The sequence below is a fragment of the Gordonia ajococcus genome, from assembly GCF_012974285.1.
Classification (GTDB): domain Bacteria; phylum Actinomycetota; class Actinomycetes; order Mycobacteriales; family Mycobacteriaceae; genus Gordonia; species Gordonia amicalis.
This window is the reverse complement of sequence record NZ_CP052884.1, coordinates 580126-605266: the sequence shown is the minus strand read 5'-3', so window position 1 is coordinate 605266 and position 25141 is coordinate 580126. Positions and strand designations below refer to the sequence as shown.

The 25141-nt window shown below is 68.1% G+C and carries 27 protein-coding genes; 14 read left to right on the top strand and 13 right to left on the bottom strand.

Features of this window, described 5'->3' with window-relative positions; genetic code table 11:
• The first annotated feature begins 2 nt into the window (after nt 1-2).
• The gene (locus GAA2_RS02735; RefSeq protein ID WP_096272986.1) at nt 3-1679 is read left to right on the top strand and encodes a thiamine pyrophosphate-binding protein; all 1677 of its coding nucleotides are present in this window, start codon (nt 3-5) and stop codon (nt 1677-1679) included.
• Nucleotides 1680-1757: 78 nt separating this feature from the next.
• Here the strand turns inward: GAA2_RS02735 and GAA2_RS02730 are convergent, their stop codons facing one another.
• The 12 genes from GAA2_RS02730 to groL form a co-directional block, all read right to left on the bottom strand.
• Nucleotides 1758-2552, bottom strand: a complete 795-nt coding sequence (locus GAA2_RS02730; protein ID WP_191834968.1) for a hypothetical protein — start codon at nt 2550-2552, stop codon at nt 1758-1760.
• A gap of 63 nt (nt 2553-2615) precedes the next feature.
• Nucleotides 2616-3566 carry a polyphosphate kinase 2 gene (ppk2, locus tag GAA2_RS02725; RefSeq protein WP_024500235.1) on the bottom strand — a complete coding sequence of 317 codons (951 nt, stop codon included), beginning with the start codon at nt 3564-3566 and terminating at the stop codon, nt 2616-2618.
• A 101-nt stretch (nt 3567-3667) separates the two neighbouring features.
• Nucleotides 3668-4186, bottom strand: a complete 519-nt coding sequence (locus GAA2_RS02720; protein WP_006436835.1) for a DUF6764 family protein — start codon at nt 4184-4186, stop codon at nt 3668-3670.
• 134 nt (nt 4187-4320) lie between these two features.
• Nucleotides 4321-4761, bottom strand: coding sequence for an SRPBCC family protein (locus GAA2_RS02715; RefSeq protein ID WP_006436836.1), 441 nt, complete (start codon nt 4759-4761; stop codon nt 4321-4323).
• Between the two features lie 106 nt (nt 4762-4867).
• Entirely contained in the window at nt 4868-5545 is a 678-nt protein-coding gene (locus tag GAA2_RS02710; RefSeq protein ID WP_182154838.1) for a DUF4166 domain-containing protein, read from the bottom strand.
• A 160-nt stretch (nt 5546-5705) separates the two neighbouring features.
• Nucleotides 5706-6314: a TetR/AcrR family transcriptional regulator gene (locus GAA2_RS02705; protein WP_182154840.1), complete on the bottom strand. Its 609-nt coding sequence runs from the start codon at nt 6312-6314 to the stop codon at nt 5706-5708.
• Between the two features lie 70 nt (nt 6315-6384).
• Nucleotides 6385-7203 carry a tyrosine-protein phosphatase gene (locus GAA2_RS02700; protein WP_182154842.1) on the bottom strand — a complete coding sequence of 273 codons (819 nt, stop codon included), beginning with the start codon at nt 7201-7203 and terminating at the stop codon, nt 6385-6387.
• 51 nt (nt 7204-7254) lie between these two features.
• Nucleotides 7255-8280 carry an alpha/beta hydrolase gene (locus GAA2_RS02695; RefSeq protein WP_096272982.1) on the bottom strand — a complete coding sequence of 342 codons (1026 nt, stop codon included), beginning with the start codon at nt 8278-8280 and terminating at the stop codon, nt 7255-7257.
• Between the two features lie 239 nt (nt 8281-8519).
• Nucleotides 8520-8843, bottom strand: coding sequence for a hypothetical protein (locus GAA2_RS23035; protein WP_232513163.1), 324 nt, complete (start codon nt 8841-8843; stop codon nt 8520-8522).
• Nucleotides 8844-9009: 166 nt separating this feature from the next.
• Nucleotides 9010-9426, bottom strand: a complete 417-nt coding sequence (locus GAA2_RS23030; RefSeq protein ID WP_309148638.1) for an MSMEG_6728 family protein — start codon at nt 9424-9426, stop codon at nt 9010-9012.
• Nucleotides 9427-9466: 40 nt separating this feature from the next.
• On the bottom strand, nt 9467-10111 hold the full coding sequence (locus GAA2_RS02685) for a DsbA family protein (protein WP_182154844.1): 645 nt from the start codon (nt 10109-10111) through the stop codon (nt 9467-9469).
• 157 nt (nt 10112-10268) lie between these two features.
• Entirely contained in the window at nt 10269-11894 is a 1626-nt protein-coding gene (gene groL / locus GAA2_RS02680; protein ID WP_006436843.1) for a chaperonin GroEL, read from the bottom strand.
• Between the two features lie 235 nt (nt 11895-12129).
• Between groL and GAA2_RS02675 the strand changes: the two genes are divergently transcribed.
• The 6 genes from GAA2_RS02675 (at nt 12130) to GAA2_RS02650 (ending at nt 16933) form a co-directional block, all read left to right on the top strand.
• Nucleotides 12130-13035, top strand: a complete 906-nt coding sequence (locus tag GAA2_RS02675; protein WP_182154846.1) for a TIGR03621 family F420-dependent LLM class oxidoreductase — start codon at nt 12130-12132, stop codon at nt 13033-13035.
• A 63-nt stretch (nt 13036-13098) separates the two neighbouring features.
• Nucleotides 13099-13734, top strand: a complete 636-nt coding sequence (locus GAA2_RS02670) for a DUF4178 domain-containing protein (RefSeq protein ID WP_006436845.1) — start codon at nt 13099-13101, stop codon at nt 13732-13734.
• Nucleotides 13735-13756: 22 nt separating this feature from the next.
• A complete protein-coding gene (locus tag GAA2_RS02665; RefSeq protein WP_006436846.1) occupies nt 13757-14302 on the top strand; it encodes a DUF2617 family protein in 546 nt (181 codons plus the stop codon).
• Entirely contained in the window at nt 14299-14856 is a 558-nt protein-coding gene (locus GAA2_RS02660; protein WP_006436847.1) for a DUF4247 domain-containing protein, read from the top strand. Before GAA2_RS02665 ends, GAA2_RS02660 begins: the two co-directional genes overlap by 4 nt.
• Nucleotides 14857-14928: 72 nt before the next feature.
• Nucleotides 14929-15354 carry a DUF350 domain-containing protein gene (locus tag GAA2_RS02655; protein WP_182154848.1) on the top strand — a complete coding sequence of 142 codons (426 nt, stop codon included), beginning with the start codon at nt 14929-14931 and terminating at the stop codon, nt 15352-15354.
• Between the two features lie 13 nt (nt 15355-15367).
• Nucleotides 15368-16933, top strand: coding sequence for a polyamine aminopropyltransferase (locus GAA2_RS02650; protein WP_191834705.1), 1566 nt, complete (start codon nt 15368-15370; stop codon nt 16931-16933).
• On the opposite strand, the gene GAA2_RS02645 is transcribed toward GAA2_RS02650, so the two are convergent.
• Nucleotides 16927-17877 (bottom strand): SDR family NAD(P)-dependent oxidoreductase, encoded by a 951-nt coding sequence (locus GAA2_RS02645; RefSeq protein WP_191834704.1) that lies wholly within the window; start codon nt 17875-17877, stop codon nt 16927-16929. The genes GAA2_RS02650 and GAA2_RS02645 overlap by 7 nt on opposite strands.
• Before the next feature lie 76 nt (nt 17878-17953).
• Here GAA2_RS02645 and GAA2_RS02640 point away from each other — a divergent pair, with 76 nt between their 5' ends.
• The 7 genes from GAA2_RS02640 (at nt 17954) to GAA2_RS02610 (ending at nt 25044) form a co-directional block, all read left to right on the top strand.
• Nucleotides 17954-18559, top strand: coding sequence for a TetR/AcrR family transcriptional regulator (locus GAA2_RS02640; protein ID WP_191834703.1), 606 nt, complete (start codon nt 17954-17956; stop codon nt 18557-18559).
• 6 nt (nt 18560-18565) lie between these two features.
• Nucleotides 18566-19756, top strand: a complete 1191-nt coding sequence (locus tag GAA2_RS02635) for a sensor histidine kinase (RefSeq protein WP_006436852.1) — start codon at nt 18566-18568, stop codon at nt 19754-19756.
• A gap of 132 nt (nt 19757-19888) precedes the next feature.
• Nucleotides 19889-20707, top strand: coding sequence for a LytR/AlgR family response regulator transcription factor (locus GAA2_RS02630; protein WP_191834702.1), 819 nt, complete (start codon nt 19889-19891; stop codon nt 20705-20707).
• The gene (locus GAA2_RS02625) at nt 20700-21089 is read left to right on the top strand and encodes a hypothetical protein (RefSeq protein WP_006436854.1); all 390 of its coding nucleotides are present in this window, start codon (nt 20700-20702) and stop codon (nt 21087-21089) included. Before GAA2_RS02630 ends, GAA2_RS02625 begins: the two co-directional genes overlap by 8 nt.
• The gene (locus GAA2_RS02620; protein WP_006436855.1) at nt 21086-22873 is read left to right on the top strand and encodes a cation acetate symporter; all 1788 of its coding nucleotides are present in this window, start codon (nt 21086-21088) and stop codon (nt 22871-22873) included. Before GAA2_RS02625 ends, GAA2_RS02620 begins: the two co-directional genes overlap by 4 nt.
• Before the next feature lie 171 nt (nt 22874-23044).
• A complete protein-coding gene (locus GAA2_RS02615; RefSeq protein ID WP_006436856.1) occupies nt 23045-23404 on the top strand; it encodes a DUF485 domain-containing protein in 360 nt (119 codons plus the stop codon).
• A complete protein-coding gene (locus GAA2_RS02610) occupies nt 23401-25044 on the top strand; it encodes a cation acetate symporter (protein WP_006436857.1) in 1644 nt (547 codons plus the stop codon). Before GAA2_RS02615 ends, GAA2_RS02610 begins: the two co-directional genes overlap by 4 nt.
• Nucleotides 25045-25141 lie beyond the last annotated feature (97 nt).

Sequence of the window (25141 nt, the reverse complement as noted above, 5' to 3'; positions counted from 1 at the left end):
GTGTGACCGGCACTGCAGCAACGTACGGCCCCACGGTCGCCGACGTCGTGGGCCGGGTTCTCGCCGACCTGGGCGTCGGTCACGCCTTCGGGGTCGTCGGCAGCGGCAACTTCGTGATGACGAATGCGTTGCGCGCCGGTGGGGTCGGGTTCACCGCGGCTCGTCACGAAGGCGGTGCGGCATCCATGGCCGACGCCTACTCGCGTATGTCGGGCCGGGTGGGTGTGCTGACCGTGCACCAGGGCTGCGGACTGACGAACGCGGTCACCGGCATCGGCGAGGCGGCCAAGAGTCGCACCCCGATGATCGTCCTGACCGCCGACGCCCCGGCGGCTGCGCTGCGGTCGAACTTCCGGATCGACCAGGACGCACTGGCGACGAGCGTCGGCGCGGTCAGCGACCGCGTCCACGGACCGGACACGGTGGTCGCCGACGTGACCCGCGCCTACCGCACCGCGGTGACCCAGCGCCGGACCGTCGTCCTGAACGTCGCGATCGACGTGGCCGCGGCTCCTGCCGAGATCACCGGGCCGGTCGTCGCATCGGTTGCGACGCCGCGGGTCCGGCCCGACACCACGTCGGTCGAGACCCTCGCCGCGGCCATCCGCGCGTCCCGTCGACCGGTCTTCGTCGCGGGTCGGGGCGGCCGCGAGGCCGGACCGCAGATCACCGCGCTCGCCGAGGCCGGCGGCGCGCTGCTCGCGACCTCAGCCGTCGCCAACGGGCTCTTCGCCGGAAATCCGTTCGCGCTGGGCATCTCCGGCGGTTTCTCGTCGCCGACGGTCGCCGAACTCATCTCCGACGCCGACCTCATCGTCGGGTGGGGTTGCGCGCTCAACATGTGGACGATGCGTCACGGCCGCCTCATCGGCGATCAGACCGTCGTGGCCCAGGTCGACGTCGAGGTCGAGGCGATCGGTGCGCACCGTCCCGTCGACATCGGCGTGGTGGGAGATTGTGCCGCCACGGCTGCCGATGTGCTCGTCGCCCTTTCCGGTGATCCGCTGACGCACAGCGGATACCGCACCCCCGAGGTCGCCGGGCGGATCGCCAGGTCCGCGCGGTGGCAGGACGTACCGGTCACCGCCGAACCCGTCGAGGGACGGATCGACCCGCGCTCCCTGACCATCGCGGTGGACGAGATCCTGCCCATCGATCGGATTCTCTCGATCGATTCGGGCAACTTCATGGGCTACCCGTCGACGCACCTCTCGGTTCCCGACGAGTTCGGCTTCTGCTTCACCCAGGCATTCCAGTCGATCGGCCTCGGGTTGGGCACCGCGATCGGCGCGGCGATCGCCCAGCCCGGTCGGCTCCCGGTTCTCGGAACCGGCGACGGCGGCTTCCTGATGGCGATCTCCGAACTGGAAACCGCTGTGCGCCTGGCACTCCCACTCGTGGTGATCGTCTACAACGACTCCGCCTACGGCGCCGAAGTACACCACTTCGGCGACGCCGACATGACCACGGTGACGTTTCCCGAGGTCGACATCGCCGCCATCGCCCGCGGCCATGGCGCCACCGGCGTGACGGTCACCGGGTTCGACGACCTCGACGACGTACGACGCTGGGTCGCATCACTCGAATCACCCGAACCGTCCGGTCCGCTGGTCATCGACGCCAAGATCACGAATGACGGCGGATCCTGGTGGCTCGCCGAGGCGTTCGCCGGGCACTGAGCCCTTCGTGGCTCGCTTCGCTCGCACCTCAGGGAGCGCTGGACGATCGCTTCGCTCGCACCTCAGGGAGCGACTCGCTCAGCGCCGGCCGGCGAAGATCACCCGGCCCAGGAGTCCGACGACGAACATCGCAACCCCCACACCGCCGACGATGAGCGCGACGTGGGTGAGGTCGGAGTAGGCGCCGTCGATGATCAGTTCCGCGACCTGCCGACCCGACGATTCGGCACCGGAGACCTCATGCTTGGCGCGGTCGGCGAAGAACATTCCGATGGCCCAGCTGGCGACCCCGGCCGCGACGGCCCCGAGGCCGAGCCAGGCGAACACGGTGCTGCGCCGTCTGGCCAGCAACAGAGCGATGAGCCCGGCGATGACCGCCACCGCTGCCGCCACCCGGGCGAGGAAGGTGATCTGCTTCCCCACCTCGGCATATCTACCGGCCTCGAGACCCGATGCACCATTGGTCAATTCGACGACGACCGGTCCCGAGATCTCGTTCGGGGTACCGGTCAGGTTGAGCGCCCGGTTGATCATCGCGGTGATGTCGAGCTGCATGACGGAGGTGTCCTCGCCCGGGGCGGGTTCGGTGAACAGCCAGGCGTGCTGCTGACCGACGACGTCGGCGAAGTCGAGCCGGAACTGCTCGCTGTCGGTGTATCTGCCGGCCAGTGGACGCACCAGTGCACCCGCGATCGGGAGATCGGTCCGGGCCGTGGCCTGGGCGGCTATCTCGTCGGCGAGGTAGTCCTTCACCTTCTGGTCCTCGGCCATCGGCGCCACGGTGGAGACGAATCCGTCCTGGTCGACGATGCGCAGATCGAGCCAGAGAGCGGGGACCGCGAGCACGGTCGCAGCCATCGCGACGAGCGTCATCAGGGCACTGAGAAAGCTACGCACCCCACGAGGCTACCGATCCCCCACTCCTGCGCCCGACGGCTACTCCCCCACGACGTCGGCGGCACGTCCGACGATCAGTGGGTCGGGCCGGCCGACGAACTCGCGGTTCTTGCCGTCGTACTCGAACAGGCTGAGCACGTGCCGCATCGCGTTGATGCGTGCCCGCTTCTTGTCGTTGGACTTCACCACCGTCCACGGCGCGTGGTCGGTGTCGGTGGCGGCGAACATCGCCTCCTTGGCCTCGGTGTAGGCATCCCACTTGTCCAACGACGCGAGGTCCATCGGCGAGAGCTTCCACTGCCGAACCGGGTCGATCTGGCGGATGGCGAACCGCGTGCGCTGCTCGAGCGGGGTCACCGAGAACCAGAACTTCACCAGGTTGATGCCGTCGTCGACGAGCATCTTCTCGAAGGCCGGGACCTGCGACATGAACTGGGTGTACTGCGGCGGGCTGCAAAAACCCATCACCCGTTCGACACCGGCGCGGTTGTACCAGGAGCGATCGAAGAAGACCATCTCGCCGCCGGCGGGCAGATGCTGGACGTAACGCTGGAAGTACCACTCGGTCGCCTCGCGCTCGCTGGGCTTCTCCAGCGCGACCACGCGCGCACCGCGCGGGTTGAGGTGTTCGTTGAAGCGTTTGATGGTGCCACCCTTGCCGGCGGCGTCGCGGCCCTCGAAGACCAGCAGGTGCCGCTGCCCGGTCTGCTTGGACCACTTCTGCAGTTTGAGCAGTTCGATCTGCAGACGACGTTTGGTGACCTCGTACTCGCGCCGGCTCATGCGCTCGGAGTACGGATAGTCCTGGCGCCAGGTGTCGACGACGTTGCGGTGGGGCAGCGTCAGCAGGACCGGGTCGTCGTCATCGTCGTCGTTGACCGTGAACTGCGTGACGTCGTGCAGGTCGACGAGCTGCTGAAGTGCCTCCCGGCCGTTCAGGACACTGAAGTCCGGACCGATGTGGGGGTCTGCGTCGTGGAGATCGGTCACGATCCCACGATAGGACGCCTGGGCGGACAACACCCGACGCGCCGGTGAACGACGCGCCGCGTCGGGTGTTTTCGTCTCAGATCAGTGGGCCGCTCACCCGGTCAGTTCCGCAGATCGATGGAACCCGAATGCAGGCAAGCCTTTCCGGTGATCGAGTCGAAGCCCGCCGCGAAACCGCCGCTGCACTGCGCCCCGTCGGGTCCGGCGTAGGCCTGCCCGCCCCACCCGCCGACCGCCACCGTGGTGCCGCCGCGTCGCGCCTGCGCGATGGACAACGCCTTGGGGCCGGTGGTCACCGAATACGCCACGCCGCGCGAGTTGGCACCCGCGAGCGCCGACGACCCGGGCTGCAGGTTGTAGGACGATGCGTTGCCGCCGTTGTCCGACACGGAGATGGCGGTGCCGTTGCCGCTGCGGTCCTCGGCGATCGCGCGGCTGCCCAACCCGGCCTTGGCGCCACATCCGCTGGCACCCACGACCCGTTCGATCTGAGTCCCGTTGGACGCCGAGCACGTAACAGCCGACGCGACACCTTCACCGGACAATCCGGCGAATGCGACACAACCGGCTCCGCCGGCGAGAAGGACCAGTGCCCGCACAGCAAATTTGTTGATATTCAAAGGATTTGGCCTCCATGACGCGACGGCTGGGCAGATGACGATCCCAGGGTACCCGGGGCCGGTGCGGACCACCCGAGGGGATCGTCGGAGCGACATCGTCCGGATGACGACCCCCGGGGCACGACCCTGATCGTTCAGCCGGCGGCGCGCTTCTCGACTTCGGCGGAGAGCCCCTTACGTGCGGTGTCGACGGCCATCTTCTGTGCTCGTTTGACGATCAGTCCCGGAAGTTTGATCTTGAGATCCACGCCCAGGTCGAAGTGCACGTGCGCGCCGGTGTCGGTTTCGGTGACGGTGTACTTGCCGTGCTGTTCACTGAGCTGATTCGACTTGACCAGGTGCCATTCGCAGGTCGTCTCGGTCCACTCGTAGGTGCACGTCTGCTCGTCGGAGATCCCGGCGGCGGTGACCACCATGCGCACGGTCCTCGGTTTGCCGTCGTCGTGCTCGTCGAGGACCTCGGCCTCCTTGTGCGGGCCCGACCAATCGGGGAGGGACTCGATGTCCATGAGCACTTCCATCACCACCGAGACCGGGGCGGCGACGTGGAATTCGATGTTCGCGGAGACAGCCATGGGGTGAACCTACCGCCCGACGGTCACGGCCACACAACGAACCGTCGGCCGACGGGCCCCGATCCTGGTCGGTTGACCAAAACACGGTCCGGCCGGCGGCGGAGACTCAGCTCTCGCGGTCGACCAGGTTCACCGGCCACGCCTCGTCGGGGATGTCGCGGAGCGTGCACGCCTGGTCCACGGCGGTGAACCAACCGCGGAAATGCATGATCTCGCCGATGACGGGGTTGCGGACCGTCATGTCGCAGCGAAAGCGTTCGCGCTTCTCGTCCCAGCCCTCGATGTACTTCATCTGCGCGGTGAACAGTCCGCGCATACCCACCTTCGGCCCGCGTCCCAGCCAGCGCATCGGTCCGCTCTCGAGAAGCATTTCGCCGCCCGGGGTCACCGAGGGCTCGATCGGATACAGGAACTCGGGTCCGTCGCCGAAGTAGTCGACGAGCCCGGTGCGTCCCGCGACGAGCAGCGAGTTGAGCTTGCGCGGACCGGTCGTGTACTGGAAGGTCCGCAGTACAGCCAGGGATTCCCGCTCCAGCTCGTCGGTGTAGCAGTAGTAGGCCTGGGTGAACGGAACCATCCGGCTGGTCTTGGACGGCAGCGCATTCCGTTTGGCGTAGTGCCAGAGAGCCGGCGGGGGGAGCGCCGAGGACACGTACACCGACTCGTACATCCCGTGACAGATCTGCGCGACACCGGAGGTGGAATCGATGCCGTAACGCCATGCGACGTTGGGATGGAGGCGGTCGAAGTCCGAGCCCAGCTCGTGCCGGAAGACCGGCGTCATCGTATCTCCTCCCGAACTCGGCCCAGCGTCGTTCTCACGGCGTATACCACCGCGGTAGCGCCACCGTGAACCTACTACGGAGCCCTTCCCAAACCAACGGTGAACAGATGACCAGGACCAGGTCCTGCGGGTTCGAAGCCTCAGGCGGCGCCGGCCGGCGTCACTGCCGATAGACCGCGGCGTCGCAGAGAGCGGCCAGTTCGGTGATGACGCGGTCGAGCGGCTCGACGCTGCGCTGAGTCTGGCAGAGCGCGACGGCACCCTCGATGGCGGCGACGACGAGATTGGCCAGCGAGTCGGCGCGTTCGCTGTCCACGCCGTCGACGACGAGCCGGGCGGTGATGAGATCGGCCCAGCGGCGGAGGATCTCGGCCGCGGCATCGGCGACCTCGGGTTCACCGCGTCGCGCCAGACCGCCCGCGATGACCGGGCAGCCGAACTGATAATCGGTGTTGACCAGCATCCGCCGCCAGACGTCGCCGATCTCGCGGACCGTCTCGGCCGGTGTGAGCGTCGCCCGGCGCGCGAGTCGTTCGGCGATGAAATCGCCTGCGTAGCGGACGGCCTCGGTCATGAGTTGTGTCTTGCCACCGGGAAAGTGATGGTAGATGGACCCGCGGGGCGCCGCGCTCGCGGTGATCACGTCGCCGATCGAGGTCGCGGCGACACCATCACGTCCGATCAGGTCCGCGGCATGGACGATCATCCGTTCACGCGGACCGCGCGCATCCGATCCGGAGATGACGGATTCGGCGGAATGCGGCGCCATGACCTGCTCCTTCATCTGGGCCCGAGTGGTCTATGCAACTATACATAGCTCGGCACGCCAGAGTGCCCGGTCAGCTTTCGACGAGGAACCGCTCGCGGATCTTCTCCTGCTCGCCCGGACCGATCCCGAGCGCCTCGACGAAGTACCCTTCGATACCGCCGAACCTGCTGTGCACCTCGTCGAACGCGGCATCCAGATATCCCGCATCGACGCCGAGTACGCCCACCAGGAGCTGCGGGTCGCCGCCTGCTGCCGCGAAGCCGTCGAAGATGTGCTTCAGCGCCGGGATGAGCCGCTCGTTGGTCAGCAGGTAGTCACGATAGACGTCCTCTTCGCCCACCCCGACGAGCGTCAGGAACGCGGCTGCGGCCCAGCCGGTGCGATCCTTGCCGGTCGTGCAGTGGAAGAGGATCGGACTGGGCGCGTCGCCGAGCAGTCCGCGGTAGAACTCCGAATAGGCCTCGATGGCACTGGGCAGGGTGATCATCTCGCGGTAGGTACCGGAGATCATCTCGCGCGCCTTGCCGCCGGCCAGCATCTGACCGGCCTGGGCGACCGCCACCGGATCGGCGAGCACGGCACCGATGTTGGCCGGAATCGACATCTGGGCATCGGCGAGCACATCGAGGCCGATCCCGGTGGCGCCGGGCAGTGCCGGGTCCGGGATGGCCTCCCGCTCATGCACCGACCGGAGGTCGTACACGGTCCGGAGCCCGAGGCCCGCGAGCGCGGCGAGGTCGGAGTCGGCGAGTGAGGAGAAGTCCGTCGACCGGAACAGCGTCCCGGAGCGCACCACTCGCCCGTCGCCGGTCCGCCAGCCGCCCAGGTCACGCAGATTCGGGAGGCTGCCGATCGGGCTCGGTGCACCGGGTGTCGTCACGCGACTCATCGTGGCAGATCGGCGCGGAAAGCGGGCGACCGGCGGCCGATCACGCCGCGGTCAACGACTCAGCGCGCGGTCGAGCGTCGGCCACGACTTGGCCAGTTGGTCCTGCCAGTACGGCCAGGAGTGCGTCCCGGGTTCGTAGTCGATCGTTGCCGGGATGCCGAGTTGATCGAGCCGGCGCTCGAGGTTGCGCGTGCAGTGATGCGTCGCCGCCTCGATGACACCGCCCACCGCGATCTGATCGGCGTAGATGACGGTGTCGCCGCCGATCCCCGCACCGGTGAGCCGGTCGTGCGGGCCGGGCAGGCCGGTACCCGAGCTGATGTAGATCGACTTCCCGCGGAGCTTGCCGGCATTGACCACCGGATCGTGCTCTCGCCACGCCGGCGACCCGATCGGCCCCCAGATGTTGGTCACGTCACCGCCACCGCGGAGTTCGACCACCGCCTGGATCGCCAGCCGGCCGACGTCGGTGCTCGTTTCCGCGCAGCCGCTGTACGACGCGACCGCGGTGTAGAGATCGGGAGCGGCTTCGGCAAGGCTCAGCGCCGAGGTTCCCGCCATCGAGATACCCGCGATGGCGTTGACCCCGGTGGTGTTGAGTTCGCCGTCGATGACCGGCGGGAGTTCCTTGGTCAGGAAAGTCGTCCATTTGTTGCGGCCGAGGACCGGGTCCACATTCACCCAATCGGTGTAATAGCTGTACGCACCGCGCATGGGGACGACGACGTTGACATTCTTGTCATCGACGAAGTCGACGATATCGGTCTGCTCGAACCAATGCCCGTTTCCCTCGCCGCCACCGGCGCCATTCAGCAAATAGAGCGTGGGTCGCGGTTTCGACCTGTCCGCAGGGACCAGCACGCGGACCGGGACGTCACGTCTCATCGATGCCGAATGTACGGCGAGGTCGAGGACACGACCTTGCGCGACGGCGTCGGCCAGCCGCTCGACACGGGCCGCATGCACCCCGTCATCAGCCGAAGCCGTCGACGGGATGGCAAGGGCGGCAACGGTTGTCAAGACAGAGACCAGCGCAACGGTCAGGCGTCGGTGGCGGTCACCGCCAACAGCAGACATCAGTGTCCCTTCAACTGACTTCAACCGCGCCTCGGTCTCGACAACGGAATACGAACGAATAGGAATCGATCCGGATACGTCGGACGATACTCAACATCGTCGGATGCGTCCGCTTTATGTCGGGGACGGGACACGAATTGGAGGGTCGACCACCACGTAATAGCGTTCTGCAATCGCCGGTTCGCTATGACAAGCCGCCGAATTCACCCAAACGGACCACGCTTCCCGGTCCGGCCTGTCTATTCGGTCTCGACCGGCACCGGGAACATCGTCCGCGGGTTCTGCAGGAGTGCGGGAGGCAACACGGACGCACGTGCCAATGTGCCGGTCCACCGGACGCGCCGCCGATGCGGTGCGAGAGTCTTTCCCCGCCTCGTGAATTCGTAGTCACCCTCGATCTCCCCGAGCCGAAGGATCTCGGGGTCGTCGGGATCGACGACCGCCACCTCGTCACCGGGGGTCAGGTCGTCGACGAAAGACGCGAGGACGCGGAGGTCCTTGCCCGGCCGTCGTCCCGGGCTGCACTCCTTGAGCAGGGCGCGCAGACCATCTGAGGTCGCCATCGCGGCATCGGAGTCGATGCCGGACTCCGCGCCGAGACCGACGATGTCGCGGCGGCGGAATTCGTCGTACTGCTCCGTCGACGAAGCCCGGATGATCCATACCGTTCGGCCCCGGTCGTCCAGGTCGGGAACCGTCGCGGGAGGTCCCGGCCAGAAGTACGGGAGGTTATCGGGGACGTCGCCGAATTCGGCGACGTAGAAGTCCGGGTCCTTGCGCAGAAAACGCCGAACGGTGGCTGCGATGAAGACGATCGTCGCCCAGCCACGGAGGCATGAGACCGGCGTCGGCGAGATCCGACTGGGACACGCCCACCGCCTCCGGAGCGAACTCGGCGATCATCGCGGCCGTGGTGTCCGCGCGTCCCCCACGTAGCCAGACGTCGACGAAGGCGAGGCCGTAGGAGACGAGGGCGGGAGTGTGCCCACGCCACATGGTGACCGCGGGATGGTTGCCCCAGCCGTAGTCGTACAGCTCGAGTGCACGCAGGATCTGTAGTGTCTCCACGCGCTGCTTGCCGAGCCGCGTGGGGTCGAGGGCCTCGGCGGATCGCCGGAAGTCCGGGTACGGCAGGAACGTCTGCATCACGCAGCCTTACCCGCGGAGCCCGGCGGTCCACACACGATCAGTCCGCGTGGACCTTTTCCAGGACCTGGGTGAAGGTCTCGGCGGGCTGAGCGCCGGACACCCCGTACTTGCCGTTGAAGACGTAGAACGGAACGCCGCTGATCCCGTAGGCCCGCGCCTGCTCGATGTCCGCGGCGACCGCGTCGGCATGGTCACCGGACTCCAGAGCGGCCAGCACCGCGTCGCGGTCCAGCCCGACCTCGGCGGCCAGGTCCGCGATCTCGGCGGGACGGCCGACGTGCCGGCCCTGCTCGAAGTACGCCTGGAACAGTCGTTCCGCCAGCTCGAGCTGGCGCCCGTGGGCTCGCGCGAAGTGCAGCGCCTCGTGGGCCTTCAGGGTCTTGGTGTGCTGGAGGCGGTCGAAGTCGTAGTCGAGCCCGGCGTCGGCCGCGATCCCGCGGACCTGCTCGAGCATCCCCTCGACCTGCGCGGCGGGCATCCCCTTGTGCCGCACGAGGAAGTCGATCTCCGAGCCCTCGAAGTCGACGGGCGTGTCGGGGGCGAGTTCGAAGCTGCGATAGGTCACCTCGACGTCGTCGCGGCCCGCGAACTCGGCTAGACCCGCCTCGAAGCGCCGCTTCCCGATGAAGCACCAGGGACACGCGATGTCGGACCAGATGTCGACTGTGATGGGAGAGGCCATGCCGTCTTCAACTCCCTTCGACCGCGCCGCATTCCGGGCGCTCCCGGCAGGTTTGGAGAAAGCGGTTGAGAGACAACAGAACCGGCCCACTCCCGAAGGAGTGGGCCGGTCCCGTTGAGATGTCAGAGCGTGTCGCTCCGAGGTGGAGAGCTCAGGCTCAGAAGCCCATGCCGCCCATCTCGTCGCCACCCGGCATCGCCGGAGCAGCGTTCTTCTCGGGCTTGTCGGCGACGACGGCCTCGGTGGTGAGGAACAGAGCCGCGATCGAGGCTGCGTTCTGCAGCGCCGAGCGGGTGACCTTCACCGGGTCGTTGATGCCGGCGGCCAGCAGGTCCTCGTACTCACCGGTGGCGGCGTTGAGGCCGGTGCCGGTGGGCGAGTTCAGGACCTTGTCGGCGACGACGCCCGGCTCGAGGCCGGCGTTGACGGCGATCTGCTTGGCCGGAGCCGAGAGAGCGACGCGGACGATGTTGGCGCCGGTGGCCTCGTCACCCTCGAGCGAGAGTGCGTCGATGGCCGGCTCCGACTGCAGCAGGGCCACGCCACCACCGGCGACGATGCCCTCTTCGACGGCAGCCTTGGCGTTGCGCACGGCGTCCTCGATGCGGTGCTTGCGCTCCTTGAGCTCGACCTCGGTGGCCGCGCCGGCCTTGATGACCGCAACACCGCCGGCCAGCTTGGCCAGACGCTCCTGCAGCTTCTCACGGTCGTAGTCGGAGTCGCTGTTCTCGATCTCGCCACGGATCTGGGCCACGCGACCGGCGATGGCGTCGGGGTCGCCCGCGCCCTCGACGATGGTGGTCTCGTCCTTGGTGACGACGACCTTGCGAGCGGTACCGAGCAGCTCGACGCCGGCGCTCTCCAGCGAGAGACCGACCTCTTCGCTGATGACCTCGCCACCGGTGAGGATGGCGATGTCGGCCAGCATGGCCTTGCGGCGGTCACCGAAGCCCGGAGCCTTGACGGCGACGGACTTGAAGGTGCCCTTGAGCTTGTTGACGACCAGGGTCGAGAGGGCTTCGCCCTCGACGTCCTCGGCGATGATCAGCAGCGGCTTGCCGGCCTGGATGACCTTCTCCAGCAGCGGCAGCAGGTCCTTGATGGTCGAGACCTTGCCCGAGACCAGCAGGATGTACGGGTCGTCGAGGACGGCTTCCTGACGGTCGGCGTCGGTGACGAAGTAGCCCGAGATGTAGCCCTTGTCGAAGCGCATGCCCTCGGTGAGCTCGAGCTGCAGGCCGAAGGTGTTGGACTCCTCGACCGTGATGACGCCTTCCTTGCCGACCTTGTCCATCGCCTCGGCGATGAGCTCGCCGATCGAGGGGTCGCCGGCCGAGATACCGGCGGTGGCAGCGATCTGCTCCTTGGTCTCGACCTCCTTGGCGCTCTTCAGCAGCGACTCGGTGACGGCCTCGACGGCCTTCTCGATGCCGCGCTTCAGACCCAGCGGGTTGGCGCCGGCAGCGACGTTGCGCAGACCCTCACGGACGAGAGCCTGGGCCAGCACGGTGGCGGTGGTGGTGCCGTCGCCCGCGACGTCGTCGGTCTTCTTGGCGACTTCCTTGACCAGCTCGGCGCCGATCTTCTCGTAGGGATCCTCCAGCTCGATCTCCTTGGCGATGGAAACACCATCGTTGGTGATCGTGGGGGCGCCCCACTTCTTCTCCAGAACGACGTTGCGACCCTTGGGTCCCAACGTCACCTTGACGGCGTCGGCGAGGCTGTTGAGGCCCCGCTCGAGGCCGCGACGGGCCTCTTCGTCGAACGCGATTTGCTTGGCCATGGGTAAGTGATCCTCCGAAGGGGGTGACACTAGGTTCGTATGGCCGGACTCGGTGCCCGCGACGGACGACCGGTGTGTCATTCGGTACCGATCTCACCGTCCCGACCTGGCACTCACAGCTCGCGAGTGCCAACGTCCGTTTTAGCACTCGCCCCTGCCGAGTGCAAGGTTGCGGCGGGCCCGACGCCACCGCATTCACCCGGCCGGCCGTCGCGGCCCCGGTTAGGTTGTGGACATGTCTCTCGCGTCCAGGGCGTTCCGGTTCGGGGTCAACATGCTCGCGGTGGACAGCGGCGCGTCGTGGCAGCGACGAGCGCAGCACGTCGAGGAGCTCGGCTTCGATGTCCTGCTGGTCCCCGATCACCTGGGCATCCCGAGCCCCTGGCCTGCACTCGCGACGGCTGCCGCCGCGACCGAGCGCCTCCGAGTGGGCCCTTTCGTCCTCAACGCCGCGTTCACCAACCCCACGCTGCTCGCCCGCGACGTCGCGACCGTCGACCAGCTGTCCCACGGTCGCGTCGAGCTCGGATTGGGCACCGGCTACGTCAAGGAGGAGTTCGAGTCGGCGGGAATCGAATTCCTGCCGGCGGGTCGCCGGGTCGACCATCTGGGCGACACCGTGGCGCGGACGATGTCGCTGCTGACCGACCCCGACCACACCCCGCGTCCGGTGCAGGAGCGCGTACCGCTGCTCCTCGGGGGGAACGGCGACCGCGTGCTCCGGATGGCCGCCGAGCACGCCGACATCGTCGGGTTCACCGCGGCACGCACGGGTCGCGACGGCGACCTCGAGCCGCTGTCGGCGGACGACTTCGCCGAACGCGTCGCATTCGCCCGGGCCGCGGCCGGCGACCGCGCCGGGACCATCGAGTGGAACCTGCTGATGCAGATCGTCGAGGTCACCGACGACGCGACCGGCGTCGCCGCGAAGAACATCGAGAAGTGGGAGCTGTCGATGAGTCCGCAGTTTCTCGATCTGCCGTCGATCCTCATCGGCACCGCCGCCGACATCGCCGACCGGCTCGTCGAACTCCGCGAGACCACCGGGATCAGTTACCTCACGGTCCTCGAACCGGTGCTCGAGCAGTTCGCCCCGGTCATCGAGCTCCTGCGCGGCGTCGACGCGCGGGCGGAGTGGTAGCGGCGTCATTCGGCTCGCCGAAGCGGGCTGACGGTCTCCCGGGATCCGGATAGGGTCGGCGGAGTGGAGTTCCTGCTGATCATCGTCGTGGCACTGCTCGCGATCATCGCGGTGGTCGTCATCTTCAACTTTCTGGGCAACCGCCGGGCCCGGCAGGCCGAGGCCGATGCCCTGCGCAACCGCACCTACCGGCCCGGGGACCCGTTCTCCTCGGCCGACGACGACTCGGTCTACGGCGACCCGCGACAACTCAAGCCCGGTGACCTCGTCGAGCTGCGCGGAGAGACCTACGCGGTCCGCGGCACGCTGCGGCTGACCCAGGACGGCTACACCTGGACCGAGAACTTCCTCGACACCGGGCTCGGCACCAAGGCGTGGATCTCGGTCGAGGACGATCCCGACCTGGAGGTAGTGCTGTGGCACGAACTGTCCGGCGTCGTCTCCGAACCCGGGCCCGACACGGTCGAGGTCGACGGCCGTCGCTATCACTCCGAGGAGGCCGGCAACGCCCGGTTCACCTCGGCGGGCACGACCGGGGTCGCGACGTCCGGCCGGATGGCCTACCACGACTATCAGGCCGGCGAGGACCGCTTGTCCTTCGAGGACTACGGCAGCGGGTGGGAATGCGCGCGCGGCGAACTCCTCACCCGGGCTGATTACCGGATCTTCCCCAGCAACCCCACCGATCAGACCACCTGAGCGACGAAGGACTGCGAGACACATGTCAGAACAGCCCGGCGAACTCAGTGCGTCCGTCACTCGACTCCCCGTCGCGTACGCCGACACGAGTGCCGCTCAGCTCGGCTTCTCGCTCGACGCCCCGCTCCAGGAGCCCCTGGCCCGGGAGGACGGGGAGATCGACGGCATCACGGTGTCGGTCCGCCTGCTCGGTGCCAGCCATCAGGTCGTCGTCGACGACGGCGCGCAACGCATCTGCGAGACCGTCGCATGTCTGCCCGAGGTGACCTCGGCCCTGCCGAAGAGCCTCCAGGACAGCGGCTACCTCTTCAGCTCCCGGATCGAACGGGCCGACGACGACCGATTGGCCGCGCTCGTCGAGCAACTCGGCGTCCGCGTCACCGAACAGATGGCGGCGGGGAATCCGAGCGTGATGGGTGTCTTTCCCGGCGATCCCCACGCGGTGACCGCCATCGTCTCCGACCTGTCGGCGGACTCGATCTCGTGGCACACCTGGCACACCTACCCGCAGGCCGGTGAGGTGGTCATCACGACCAGCGTGATCCACCGCGGGGCGGCAACCGCATGACCTACCCGCCACCCGGCAACCACCCACCCCCGTCCCCGGACGAACCGGCGCCCGATCCGCGCCGCCGTCTCAACCGGATCCGCAACATCATCATCGGCGTCATCGTGGTGATCACGATTTTCGCGTTGCTCGGCGCGTGCGGCGCCCGAGCCCTGCGCGGCGACGGACTGGGCGGTTCGGCACGCGATCACATCGCGCAGAACTACGAGCGCAACACCGGCCTCGACGAAGGGGATGTGGACGCCTACGTGGCCGAGGGCACGCCCGCCGAGGTGGCCGCGGAGATCCGCGACGCCGAGCGCCCCACCGACCAGCGCGCCGGCGCCTCCGGAACGGGCAATGTCGCGGGCACCCAGTTCCTCCAGTACCCCGACTACCTGGTCGCACTCTTCCCGTACGCCGCCAACCAGACCCGTGTGATGCTGAGCCGCGACTACCGGTCGGGCTACAACCGGTACCACAACTATGTCGGTGCCTTCTGGGTTCCGATGCCGGGCTATTCCGGCAGCGGGAGCAGCAATCGCGGCGGCGGCAGTGGAGGTGGCGGCAAATGACTCACCCGACCCCGGTTTTCGCGACCGATCCCCCGCAGACCGAAACCACGGCCCGAACCCACGGAGACGACCATGCTCGCTGACATGACCGAGAACGCCTACGCCGCCGGTGCCTACGCCGGTGTCGGCGTGATCCTGATGATCGTGTCCTTCGCGATCGTCGACCTGCTGACGCCGGGGAAGCTGCGCCAACAGCTCTGGGCCGAGCGCAATCGCAACGCCGGAATCCTCGTCGGCTCCAACCTCTTCGCGGTCGCGATCATCGTCACGGCTGCCATCGTCGCCAGCGAGGGCCGCCTTCTCGAGGGCCTCACCTACACGGTGGTCTACTCGGCGATCGGCCTGGTCGTGATGGGGGTGACCTTCCTGGTCATCGACGCGCTCACCCCCGGCAAGCTCGGCGAGATACTCGTGCAGCCGGAAAGTCATCCGGCGGTGTGGGTGCAGGGCATCGCGCACATCGGGGTGGCCATCATCATCGCCGCTTCCATCCTGTGACGACCGTCTTCCTGTGACACTCACGGACACCACGACCGAACCGCTCTCCGCGCGACCACGCTTCGCCCGGTCCGCGCTGCTGGCCGTGGTGTTCGTCTGCGCCGCCTGCGGTCTGGTGTACGAACTGGCGCTGGTCTCCCTGGGTTCCTTCCTGATCGGCAACACCGCGACACAAGCGTCGATCGTCCTCGCGGTGATGGTCTTCGCGATGGGTGTCGGCTCACTCGCCGCGAAGCCACTGCAACCCCATTCGGTCACCGCGTTCGCGGTCATCGAACTGTTGCTGGCGCTCCTGGGCGGCCTGTCGGTGATGGCGCTCTACGCCGCTTTCGCCTACCTGGAGCTCTACACCCCGGCCCTCATCGTCGTCGCCTTCATCCTGGGAGTCCTCATCGGGGCGGAGATCCCGTTGCTGATGGTCCTGCTCCAAGGGATTCGACGGCAAGAACCGGGCGCCGCGGTCGCGGACATGTTCGCCGTCGACTACATCGGCGCGCTGATCGGCGGCCTCTGCTTCCCGTTCCTGTTGTTGCCGTTGTTCGGCCAGTTGCGGGGCGCGCTCGTGGTGGGACTGGTCAATGCTGCCGCCGGTTGCTTCCTGGTCTTCGTCATCTTCCGGAAGTCGTTGAGCCGCAGCCACCTCGTCCTGCTGTCCGCCGGAGCGCTGGCGGTGGTCGCGGCGCTCGTGGCCGGCCTGCTGTTGTCGGCCCGGTTCGAGGTGACGGCGCGGCAGGCGCTCTACCGCGACCCGATCGTCGCGGCCGCCCGCAGCGCCTACCAGGACATCGTGATCACCGAGAAGTCCACCGGCGCAGGCCCCGACACCCGCCTCTACCTCAACGGCGACCTGCAGTTCTCCTCGATCGACGAGCACCGCTATCACGAGACGCTCGTCCATCCGGCGATGTCGGGTGCGCACTCGTCGGTGCTCGTACTCGGCGGCGGGGACGGCCTCGCGCTGCGCGAGGTACTCCGATACCCCGATGCGCGGGACGTGACGCTCGTCGAACTCGACCCGGAGATGATCCGCCTCGCCCGGACAGACCCGCGCCTGACATCCCTCAACCAGGGATCGATGACCGACCGACGGGCACAGGTGGTGACCGCCGACGCGTTCACCTGGTTGCGCCAGACCGACCGTCGCTTCGACGTGATCATCGTCGACATGCCCGATCCGGACGACTCCGCCACCGCGAAGCTGTACTCCACCGAGTTCTACGCCCTCGTCCGAGCGCACCTGGCCGACAACGGCCGCGTCGTGGTGCAGGCGGGCTCGCCGTACTTCGCACCGAAGTCGTTCTGGTGCATCGCCTCCACCATGCGCGAGGCCGGACTTCCGGCGACGCCGTACCACGTCGACGTCCCGGCCTTCGGCGACTGGGGTTTTCACCTCGCGAGCACCCGAGGACCCCTCAGCCCGACGGTGAACGCGCCTGGACCACTACGTTTCCTGAGTGCGGAACAGTTGACGGCAGCCACTGTCTTCCCCCTCGATCGGCAACCACTCGACCTTCCGCCGTCGACTCTGATGGACCCGCGCATCCTGCGGTACGCACAGGGCGAGTGGGCCACCTACTGAACGTTGCCGAGCGTGACGCGCTTCGCCTCGAGGAACTCCCACAGTTCGAGTTCCCTTGCCCGGTCGTAACTCTCGGCCGATGATGCGGCGACTCGTCCACGGTCGAGGTAGGCCCCCGATTCCGCGGACGACGTGCCGAGGATTGCATCGCCGAGACGCCGTCCCGCGACCGGCACCCGATCGAGAAGTCCCATGAGCGCGAAGACCGGAAGCATCCGGCGGTTCGCGAAGCGCTCCACCACCCCGGCGTCCCGTGTCAGATCCGTCCCCGGCACGTAAGCCGGGTTGTAGGAGACGATCTCGACGCCGTCGGGCAATCGGCGCGACCACTCGTGGACGAGGTGGACGGCCGCGAGCTTGCTCGTCGAGTACGCGGTTCGCCCGGACGCGGGGGGCGCGCCGCCGAAGGCGCCCGGCCGCGCCAGTTGCGCCGGGGACATCCACCGCGGCGCGGGGACCATCCCGAGGTTGTGCCGCAGATCCCCGAAATGCGTGTCGCTCACGGTGATCGTGATCCGTGAGCCGCGGGTGAAGCGGTCGGCCAGATCGCCGATCAGCACATGGTCGGCGAGCACGTTCACCGCGAACGTCGCCTCGAGACCGTCCGCAGTCGTGTGCTGGTCGTCGACGAACTGGATGTCGGCATTGCCGGCGAGGCCGCGGAGCGGCGGCAGCGTCGCATCGTCGAGCAGCCGTCCGATGGCCGCAGCGGCCGAACGCGTGCTGCGCACGTCGGCGAGGTCGGCGTCGACGATGGTCAGTCGGCCGCCGACGTCACCGAAGTCGTCGGCGAATCCGGTCGGCCCGCCGCCGCGGGCGAGGAGGACGAGATGGCAATCGGGCGCTTCCGCCAGGACGTGCCGTGCGGCGACGCGCCCGATACCGCGGGTCGCCCCGGTCATCACGAGCGTCCAGGGGTTCGAGTCGATCTGCGTCGAGTCCATCGCGGCTCTCATTTCAGTTGACATTGTCAACCCAAGACAAGCCCTTTCGGTTGACGATGTCAACTATGGTGTGGGCATGCCCACCCGAGCCGAGAGCGCGGCCCAGACGCGCCGGGCGCTCCTCGATGCCGCCGCAGCGCTCCTCGACACCGGAGGCCCAGAAGCGGTCACGCTGCGCGAGGTCGGCAACGGCGCGGGCGTTTCACGGTCGGCCCCCTACCGGCACTTCGCCGACAAGGACGCACTGCTCGCCGCGCTGGCGAGCCAGGCGTGGGAGGTCGTCGCCGGCGGGCTCGACGCCATCGTCGCCGACGCCGGACTCGACCCCGAGGACGCACTCCGCACCGCTCTGCGCGCCCTGTCCGACCTCGGCGTCGGACGCCCGCACCTGTATCGCCTCATGTTCGCGACCCCGGCGGGCGCCCCCGCCATCCCGGCGGCCGCCCGAGCCCAGGACGGCCTGATGAACCTGGTGGGCCGCGTCATCGGCCCCGACGCCGAGCGAGATGCGGCCCGGCACCACGCCGCACTGTTGCTGGCGACGGCACACGGCGTCACCGAACTCGACATCCACGGCCACCTGCCGCCGGAGAAGTGGCACGCCGACCGCTACCGCCTCATCGACCTCGCCGTGTCGACCACCGCGGCCTCGCGCGGCACCGCGACCGGCATCCGGAGCTGAGGCGCCATGTCGAGCGAAGTCGCGATCGTCGGGTCGATCCTGCTGCTGATCATGGTTCTCGGCCTCGTCGTGCTGGTCCGGACGCGCCGCCAGGTCACCACACCCACCGAACGCGCGGTGCACATGGCGCTGCACACGGCGTCGCTGGCGGCGCGATCGCTGCGCACCGGGCTCTCCGAGGACTCGGCGCGCGAAGCTCTCCCCCACCTGCGCACGCTGACCTCGGCAGAGGCCGTCGCCCTGTTCGACGACGAGCCGCGTCGTCTCGCCCACGACCCGGACGACGATGCGATCTGGGATGCCGACATGCTGCGCGAGGCCGCCCGTGCCGCCGCGTCGGCCACCGGCGATCAGCGTCGTGTCCTGGTGTCCGACCCGTGCGGCGCGGAGTCACCGGTGCGAGCCCTCATCGCGCAGCCACTCGTCGCCAGCGACGTCAACGTGGGTGTCCTCGTCGTCGCCACGACCCGTCGTCCGGGTCCGGGCATGCTCGGTGCCGTCGCCGAGGTTGCCCGCTACGTGTCGAGCCAGATCGAGTTGGCCGAGCTCGACGCGTCCCGCGCCCGCCTCGACCGGGCCGAGGTGCTCGCTCTTCGCGCGCAGATCAGCCCGCACTTCATCTACAACGCCCTCAACACGATCGCCTCGTTCGTCCGCACCGACCCCGACCGCGCCCGTGAACTCGTGCTCGACTTCGCCGACTTCACCCGCTACTCGTTCCGCGCGAGCGGCGAATACACCGTCCTGGCAGACGAACTGCGCAACATCGACCGCTACCTCACCCTCGAACGGGCCCGGTTCGGCAACTCACTCGACGTGAAACTTCATGTCGCGCCGGAGGTCCTGAACGTCGTCGTACCGTTCCTCGCACTCCAGCCGCTGGTGGAGAACGCGGTCCGTCACGGACTCGCGTCGAAGGGCGGCGGCACCATCAAGATCACCGCGGCCGACGAGGGCACCGACTGCGTCATCACCGTCGAGGACGACGGCGTCGGCATGGACCCCGAACTCCTGCGCAGCGGTGCGCTCGACGCGTTGGACCACAGCGAGGGCGCCCATGTCGGGCTCACCAACGTCGATCACCGTCTCCGCGCCGCCTTCGGCAACGACTACGGACTGGTGGTCGAGACGGCCGTCGGCGCGGGCACCAAGGTGGGCATGCGGGTACCGAAGTTCCGGGCCGGCATCCGCGCCTAGCAGACCGTTCGCCGGTTCTCGAGCGAGTCGCCGCCAGACGTTGCAGGCGGTTCCGATCTGTGATGCGGACCACGCGGTACGATCCTCGTGTCCGTCGTCGGACGTCAGGCGCAGTCGGTCGGGAGGTGATGGATGTCCGGGCTGGTGGTGCTCGCCGTCGACGACGAATCCCCGGCTCTCGACGAACTCCGTTACCTCCTGGACCGGCAGGATGATGTCGCCGAGGTCCACACCGCGACGGATGCGACCGGCGCGCTCCGCGAACTCAACTCCCGCCGGGTCGACGCGATCTTCCTCGACATCAACATGTCGGGACTGTCGGGACTCGAACTCGCCGGCGTCCTCGCCAAGTACGCCCAGCCCCCGGTGATCGTGTTCGTCACCGCTCACGAGGACAAGGCGGTCGACGCCTTCGAGGTCGGCGCCATCGACTATCTGCTGAAACCGCTCCGCGAGGAACGACTCGCCCAGGCGATCGCACGCGTCCGCGCCGGCCTCGACGCCCGTACGCAGCCCGCCGAGACGACTCCCACCCCCGCCACCCAGGGTGAGCCGCGCACCGGCTCCGACGACGTGATCCCGGTCGAGATGAGTGGGGTGACCTCGCTGGTCCGGCGTGATTCGATCTCCTGGGTCGAGGCGGTCGGCGATTACGCCCGGCTCCACGCCGAGTCCGGCGCCCACCTGGTCCGAATCCCGCTGTCGACCCTCGAATCACGCTGGCAGGACAAGGGATTCGCACGTGTCCACCGTTCCTACCTGGTGGCCTTGCCCATGGTCACCGGACTGCGGAGCAGCGGCAGCGGCACACTCGTCAGCATCCGCGCGAACGGGGCATCGGAGGCGGTGGAACTGCCGGTCAGCCGTCGTCAAGTCCGCGACCTGAAGGACCGGCTCATCCGAGACCCGTTGCGCCAGTACCGCTCCCCCACCGGTCGCGGCGATGTCTGAGAACCCTCCGCAGCGTGAACGGGTGGTCCTCGCGTCGCGGCGCGGCGCCCGGATGGTCCGCACCCGCGTGGAGGTCCAGGAGCAGACCGAGGTCGGCGACGCGCTGGTGCGCGGGCTGATGCGGGCTCAGCTCGGGCTGGCGTTGCGCCTCGGCGGGAGCCTCCTCGTCGTCGTGGTGGCGATCCCCCTCCTCGCCGTACTGTTCCCGAGCTTGGCCGAGACGACGATCTTCGGTATCCGGATCACCTGGATCGTGCTCGGACTCCTCGCCTATCCCGTGCTGTACCTGACCGGACTCCTGTACGTGCGACTGGCCGAACACGCCGAACGCGACTTCATGAACCTCGTCGACGACGACCCCGGCGATCCGGGCGGGCCGTGACCGGCGTCGACGTGCTGACCGCGGTGGGACTGTTCGCCGCGGCGATCGCGACGATCGCGGTCGGGGCGTGGGGCGGCCGGCTCTCCCGGACCACCTCGGATTTCCTGGTGGCCTCACGCACCGTCGGCCCACGCTGGAACGCCGCTGCCGTATCGGGTGAATACCTCTCGGCGGCATCGTTTCTCGGTGTGGCCGGTCTCGTCGCGAAGTACGGGGCCGACGCGCTGTGGTACCCCGTGGGTTTCACCGCCGGATACCTCGGACTTTTGCTGTTCGTCGCTGCACCGTTGCGTCGTTCCGGCGCCTACACCGTGCCCGACTTCGCCGAGTTCCGGCTCTCCTCCACCACCGTGCGCAAGACCGCGATGGTGGTCGTGGTCGTCGTCTGCGTGCTGTACCTCATCCCCCAGTTCCAGGGCGCGGGACTCACTCTCAACATCCTGCTCGGCGCGCCGGTGTGGACCGGCGCGGTCGGCGTCGGGCTCATCGTGATCGTGAACGTCGTCGGTGGCGGGATGCGATCGATCACCTTCGTGCAGGCATTCCAGTACTGGCTCAAGCTGACCGCGATCGCGATCCCCGCCCTGGTGCTCATCGGGGTATTCGCCAATGATCCGGCACGCGTGGGTGAGCCCGCGCCACCCCGGGTCACGACCGCCACCACCGTCGACGTCACGACCGACGTGTCGGTCACCGTCGCCGAGACCAAAGGCGTGCGCGTCACCGGCACACTCGACGGCGCTCCCGTGGTCGACGCGCCGATCCCGGCCCCGGGCGGTCACGTCATCTCCGCCGGCTCGGTGATCGAACTCGATGCCGGGGCGGCCACCCCGGTGGTCGCGGGCGCCCCGGTGCACGGCGACGATTGGGTCACCCCCGGCGGTGGTTTCGGCGACCGCCATCCGCTGTTCCAGGTGCTGTCTCTGATCCTCGCGACCTTCCTCGGCGTGATGGGTCTGCCGCACGTGCTGGTGCGCTTCTACACCAACCCGGACGGCCGCACGGCCCGCCGAACGGCGCTCGCGGCGATCGCCCTGCTGTCGCTGTTCTATCTGTTCCCCGTCCTGCTCGGGGTGTTCGCGCGCCTCTATGTACCCGAACTGCTGATCACCGGCACCTCCGACGCCGCGGTCCTGCTCCTTCCGAGCGCGGCGGTCGGCGGTCTGGCCGGACAGATCCTCGCGGCCCTGGTGGCAGCCGGCGCCATCGCAGCCTTCCTCGCCACGTCGTCGGGCCTGTTGGTGTCCGTGGCCGGCGCGCTGGCGACTGACGTCCTCCGCGGACGCGTCCGCGACTTCCGCATCGCAGCGGTCATCGGCGGGGCGATCCCGATCGCCCTCTCGCTGGCGGCGGGATCCCTCGAACTGTCCCGGACCGTCGGGCTGGTGTTCGCGGTCGCGGCGTCGACGCTGTGTCCGTTGCTCGTGCTGGGGATCTGGTGGCGAGGTCTCACCGCAACCGGTGCGATCGCCGGTCTGGTCGTCGGCGGGTTGTCGTCGGGTTCGGCGGCGTCGCTCGCCATCGCCGGGGTGATCGACGACGACGTCCTCGGCGGATGGGCGGCCGCGCTGGCCGGTTATCCGGGCGCGGTCACCGTGCCGCTCGCTTTCGGCACGATGGTGCTGGTCAGCCTCGCCACCCGACGACGGCTGCCCGGCGACCTCGCCCGGACGTTCGCACGCATGCACGTTCCCGAACGCGTCGGGATGGGCGTGGACCGTCTACCCGGTCGGACCGTCGACACGCCTCCCGCCGATCGGCAGACGGACCGACGCGACGTCTGACCGTTCACCGTTCGTCGGATCCGATCGACCGTCCGTCGCACAGACGACGACCTTCGGCGTGTGACCCACGACACCCGATTGCGGTGTGATCTGGGCCTCAATCAGGCTGTTCCCCGAAGAGCCATCACCGTGGGGCTCCACCACCGTGGCACCATCACCTTGGAGGACAGTGTGTCGAACATCGACCAACCAGCAGCGGCACCACCGCATGCGCCGACGGGCGAGCAGTTCATCGAGATGCAGAACAGCCCTCAGTTCCAGGAACTGAAGGCACGGCTGCGCAAGTTCATCTTCCCGATGACCGCGTTCTTCCTGATCTGGTACGCGGTCTACGTGCTCCTCGGCGCCTTCGCGCATGACTTCATGTCGATCCAGGTCTGGGGCAACATCAATGTCGGCCTGATCCTCGGCCTGCTGCAGTTCGTGACCACGTTCGTCATCACCGGCCTGTACGTGCGCTTCGCGAACCGCGAACTCGACCCGCGCGCCGAGGCCATCCGCAACGAGATGGAAGGCGGACCGTCGCTGTGAACACCTCCGTACACACCACCACGCTCGCCGCCACTGTCGGCAGTCCGGCCGCCAACATCGCGATCTTCGCCGCGTTCGTGGCGATCACGATGTACATCGTCATCCGGGCGAGCAAGAACAACAACTCCGCCGCGGACTTCTTCACCGGCGGCCGTGGCTTCTCCGGACCGCAGAACGGGATCGCCATCGCCGGCGACTACCTGTCGGCCGCCAGCTTCCTTGGTATCGCCGGTGCCATCGCGGTCTACGGCTACGACGGCTTCCTCTACTCCATCGGCTTCCTCGTCGCCTGGCTGGTGGCTCTGCTGCTCGTCGCCGAATTGCTGCGCAACACCGGCAAGTTCACCATGGCCGACGTCCTCAGTTTCCGCCTGAAGCAGCGGCCGGTCCGTCTCGCGGCGGCCATCTCGACCTTGGCGGTCTCGCTGTTCTACCTGCTCGCCCAGATGGCCGGTGCCGGTGGCCTCGTCGCCCTGCTCCTCGACATCGAGGGCCGCGTGGGCCAGTCGATCGTGATCGCCGTGGTCGGGGCGCTGATGATCGTCTACGTCCTCATCGGCGGCATGAAGGGCACCACCTGGGTGCAGATCATCAAGGCGGTACTGCTCATCAGCGGTGCGGCGATCATGACCTTCATCGTCCTCGCCAAATTCGGCATGAACCTGTCCTCGATCCTCGGCTCGGCCCAGGACGCCATCTCCGGCTCGGCGAGCGAAAAGGTGGCCGCCCGTGACGTTCTCGCGCCCGGCGCCCAGTACGGCGGTTCGCTGGAATCGAAGATCAACTTCCTGTCGCTGGCCATCGCGCTGGTCCTCGGCACCGCGGGCCTGCCGCACGTGCTGATGCGTTTCTACACCGTGCCGACCGCGAAAGAGGCTCGTAAGTCGGTGGTCTGGGCGATCGCGCTCATCGGCGCCTTCTACCTGTTCACCTTGGTCCTGGGTTACGGCGCAGCCGCTCTGGTCGGTCCGGACAAGATCCTCGCCGCCGCCGGCGGACAGAATGCGGCGGCACCGCTGCTGGCGTTCGAGATCGGCGGCGTGGTGCTGCTCGGCATCATCTCGGCGGTCGCCTTCGCCACGATCCTCGCCGTCGTCGCCGGTCTGGCGATCACCGCGTCGGCGTCCTTCGCCCACGACATCTACGCGTCGGTCATCAAGCGCAACAGGGTGAGTGAGGACGACCAGGTCCGCGTCTCGCGCTACACCGTCGTCGTGCTCGGCATCCTCGGCATCGTCCTGGGCATCCTGGCCAACGGTCAGAACATCGCCTTCCTCGTGGCACTGGCCTTCGCCATCGCCGCGGCGGCGAACCTGCCGACGATCGTGTACTCGCTCTACTGGAAGCGGTTCAACACCCGCGGCGCCCTGTGGAGCATGTACGGCGGCCTGATCTCCACGATCGTGCTGATCGTCTTCTCGCCGGCCGTCTCCGGTTCGTCGACCGCGATGATCCCCGGCGCCGACTTCGCCTGGTTCCCGCTGGCCAACCCCGGCATCGTCTCGATCCCGCTCGCCTTCGTCCTCGGCATCATCGGCACGCTGACCAGCCCGGCGGACACCGGCACCCCCGAGCGCAATGCGGAGATGGAGGTTCGCTCGCTCACCGGCATCGGCGCGGAGAAGGCAGTGCAGCACTAGCCTTTCCGGCAGACCCACCCCTTTTCGGCAGAATCACCACCCTTCCAGGTGGTGATTTTGCCGATTAGGGGTGGGTTTGTCAGCGGAGGGCGATACC

What these genes read in the sequence shown, in the direction of transcription:
- GAA2_RS02730 (WP_191834968.1), bottom strand. Translation starts at nt 2,552, where the DNA reads ATGACGCTCGTCGCGATGGCTGCGACCGTGCTCGCGGTCCCCGCTCTC.
- GAA2_RS02715 (WP_006436836.1), bottom strand. Translation starts at nt 4,761, where the DNA reads ATGGCTGTCTCCGCGAACATCGAATTCCACGTCGCCGCCCCGGTCTCG.
- GAA2_RS02710 (WP_182154838.1), bottom strand. Translation starts at nt 5,545, where the DNA reads ATGACGCCGGTCTTCCGGCACGAGCTGGGCTCGGACTTCGACCGCCTC.
- GAA2_RS02705 (WP_182154840.1), bottom strand. Translation starts at nt 6,314, where the DNA reads ATGGCGCCGCATTCCGCCGAATCCGTCATCTCCGGATCGGATGCGCGC.
- GAA2_RS02700 (WP_182154842.1), bottom strand. Translation starts at nt 7,203, where the DNA reads ATGAGTCGCGTGACGACACCCGGTGCACCGAGCCCGATCGGCAGCCTC.
- GAA2_RS02695 (WP_096272982.1), bottom strand. Translation starts at nt 8,280, where the DNA reads ATGTCTGCTGTTGGCGGTGACCGCCACCGACGCCTGACCGTTGCGCTG.
- GAA2_RS23035 (WP_232513163.1), bottom strand. Translation starts at nt 8,843, where the DNA reads ATGGCGACCTCAGATGGTCTGCGCGCCCTGCTCAAGGAGTGCAGCCCG.
- GAA2_RS23030 (WP_309148638.1), bottom strand. Translation starts at nt 9,426, where the DNA reads ATGCAGACGTTCCTGCCGTACCCGGACTTCCGGCGATCCGCCGAGGCC.
- GAA2_RS02685 (WP_182154844.1), bottom strand. Translation starts at nt 10,111, where the DNA reads ATGGCCTCTCCCATCACAGTCGACATCTGGTCCGACATCGCGTGTCCC.
- groL (WP_006436843.1), bottom strand. Translation starts at nt 11,894, where the DNA reads ATGGCCAAGCAAATCGCGTTCGACGAAGAGGCCCGTCGCGGCCTCGAG.
- GAA2_RS02675 (WP_182154846.1), top strand. Translation starts at nt 12,130, where the DNA reads ATGTCTCTCGCGTCCAGGGCGTTCCGGTTCGGGGTCAACATGCTCGCG.
- GAA2_RS02665 (WP_006436846.1), top strand. Translation starts at nt 13,757, where the DNA reads ATGTCAGAACAGCCCGGCGAACTCAGTGCGTCCGTCACTCGACTCCCC.
- GAA2_RS02660 (WP_006436847.1), top strand. Translation starts at nt 14,299, where the DNA reads ATGACCTACCCGCCACCCGGCAACCACCCACCCCCGTCCCCGGACGAA.
- GAA2_RS02655 (WP_182154848.1), top strand. Translation starts at nt 14,929, where the DNA reads ATGCTCGCTGACATGACCGAGAACGCCTACGCCGCCGGTGCCTACGCC.
- GAA2_RS02645 (WP_191834704.1), bottom strand. Translation starts at nt 17,877, where the DNA reads ATGGACTCGACGCAGATCGACTCGAACCCCTGGACGCTCGTGATGACC.
- GAA2_RS02640 (WP_191834703.1), top strand. Translation starts at nt 17,954, where the DNA reads ATGCCCACCCGAGCCGAGAGCGCGGCCCAGACGCGCCGGGCGCTCCTC.
- GAA2_RS02635 (WP_006436852.1), top strand. Translation starts at nt 18,566, where the DNA reads ATGTCGAGCGAAGTCGCGATCGTCGGGTCGATCCTGCTGCTGATCATG.
- GAA2_RS02630 (WP_191834702.1), top strand. Translation starts at nt 19,889, where the DNA reads ATGTCCGGGCTGGTGGTGCTCGCCGTCGACGACGAATCCCCGGCTCTC.
- GAA2_RS02625 (WP_006436854.1), top strand. Translation starts at nt 20,700, where the DNA reads ATGTCTGAGAACCCTCCGCAGCGTGAACGGGTGGTCCTCGCGTCGCGG.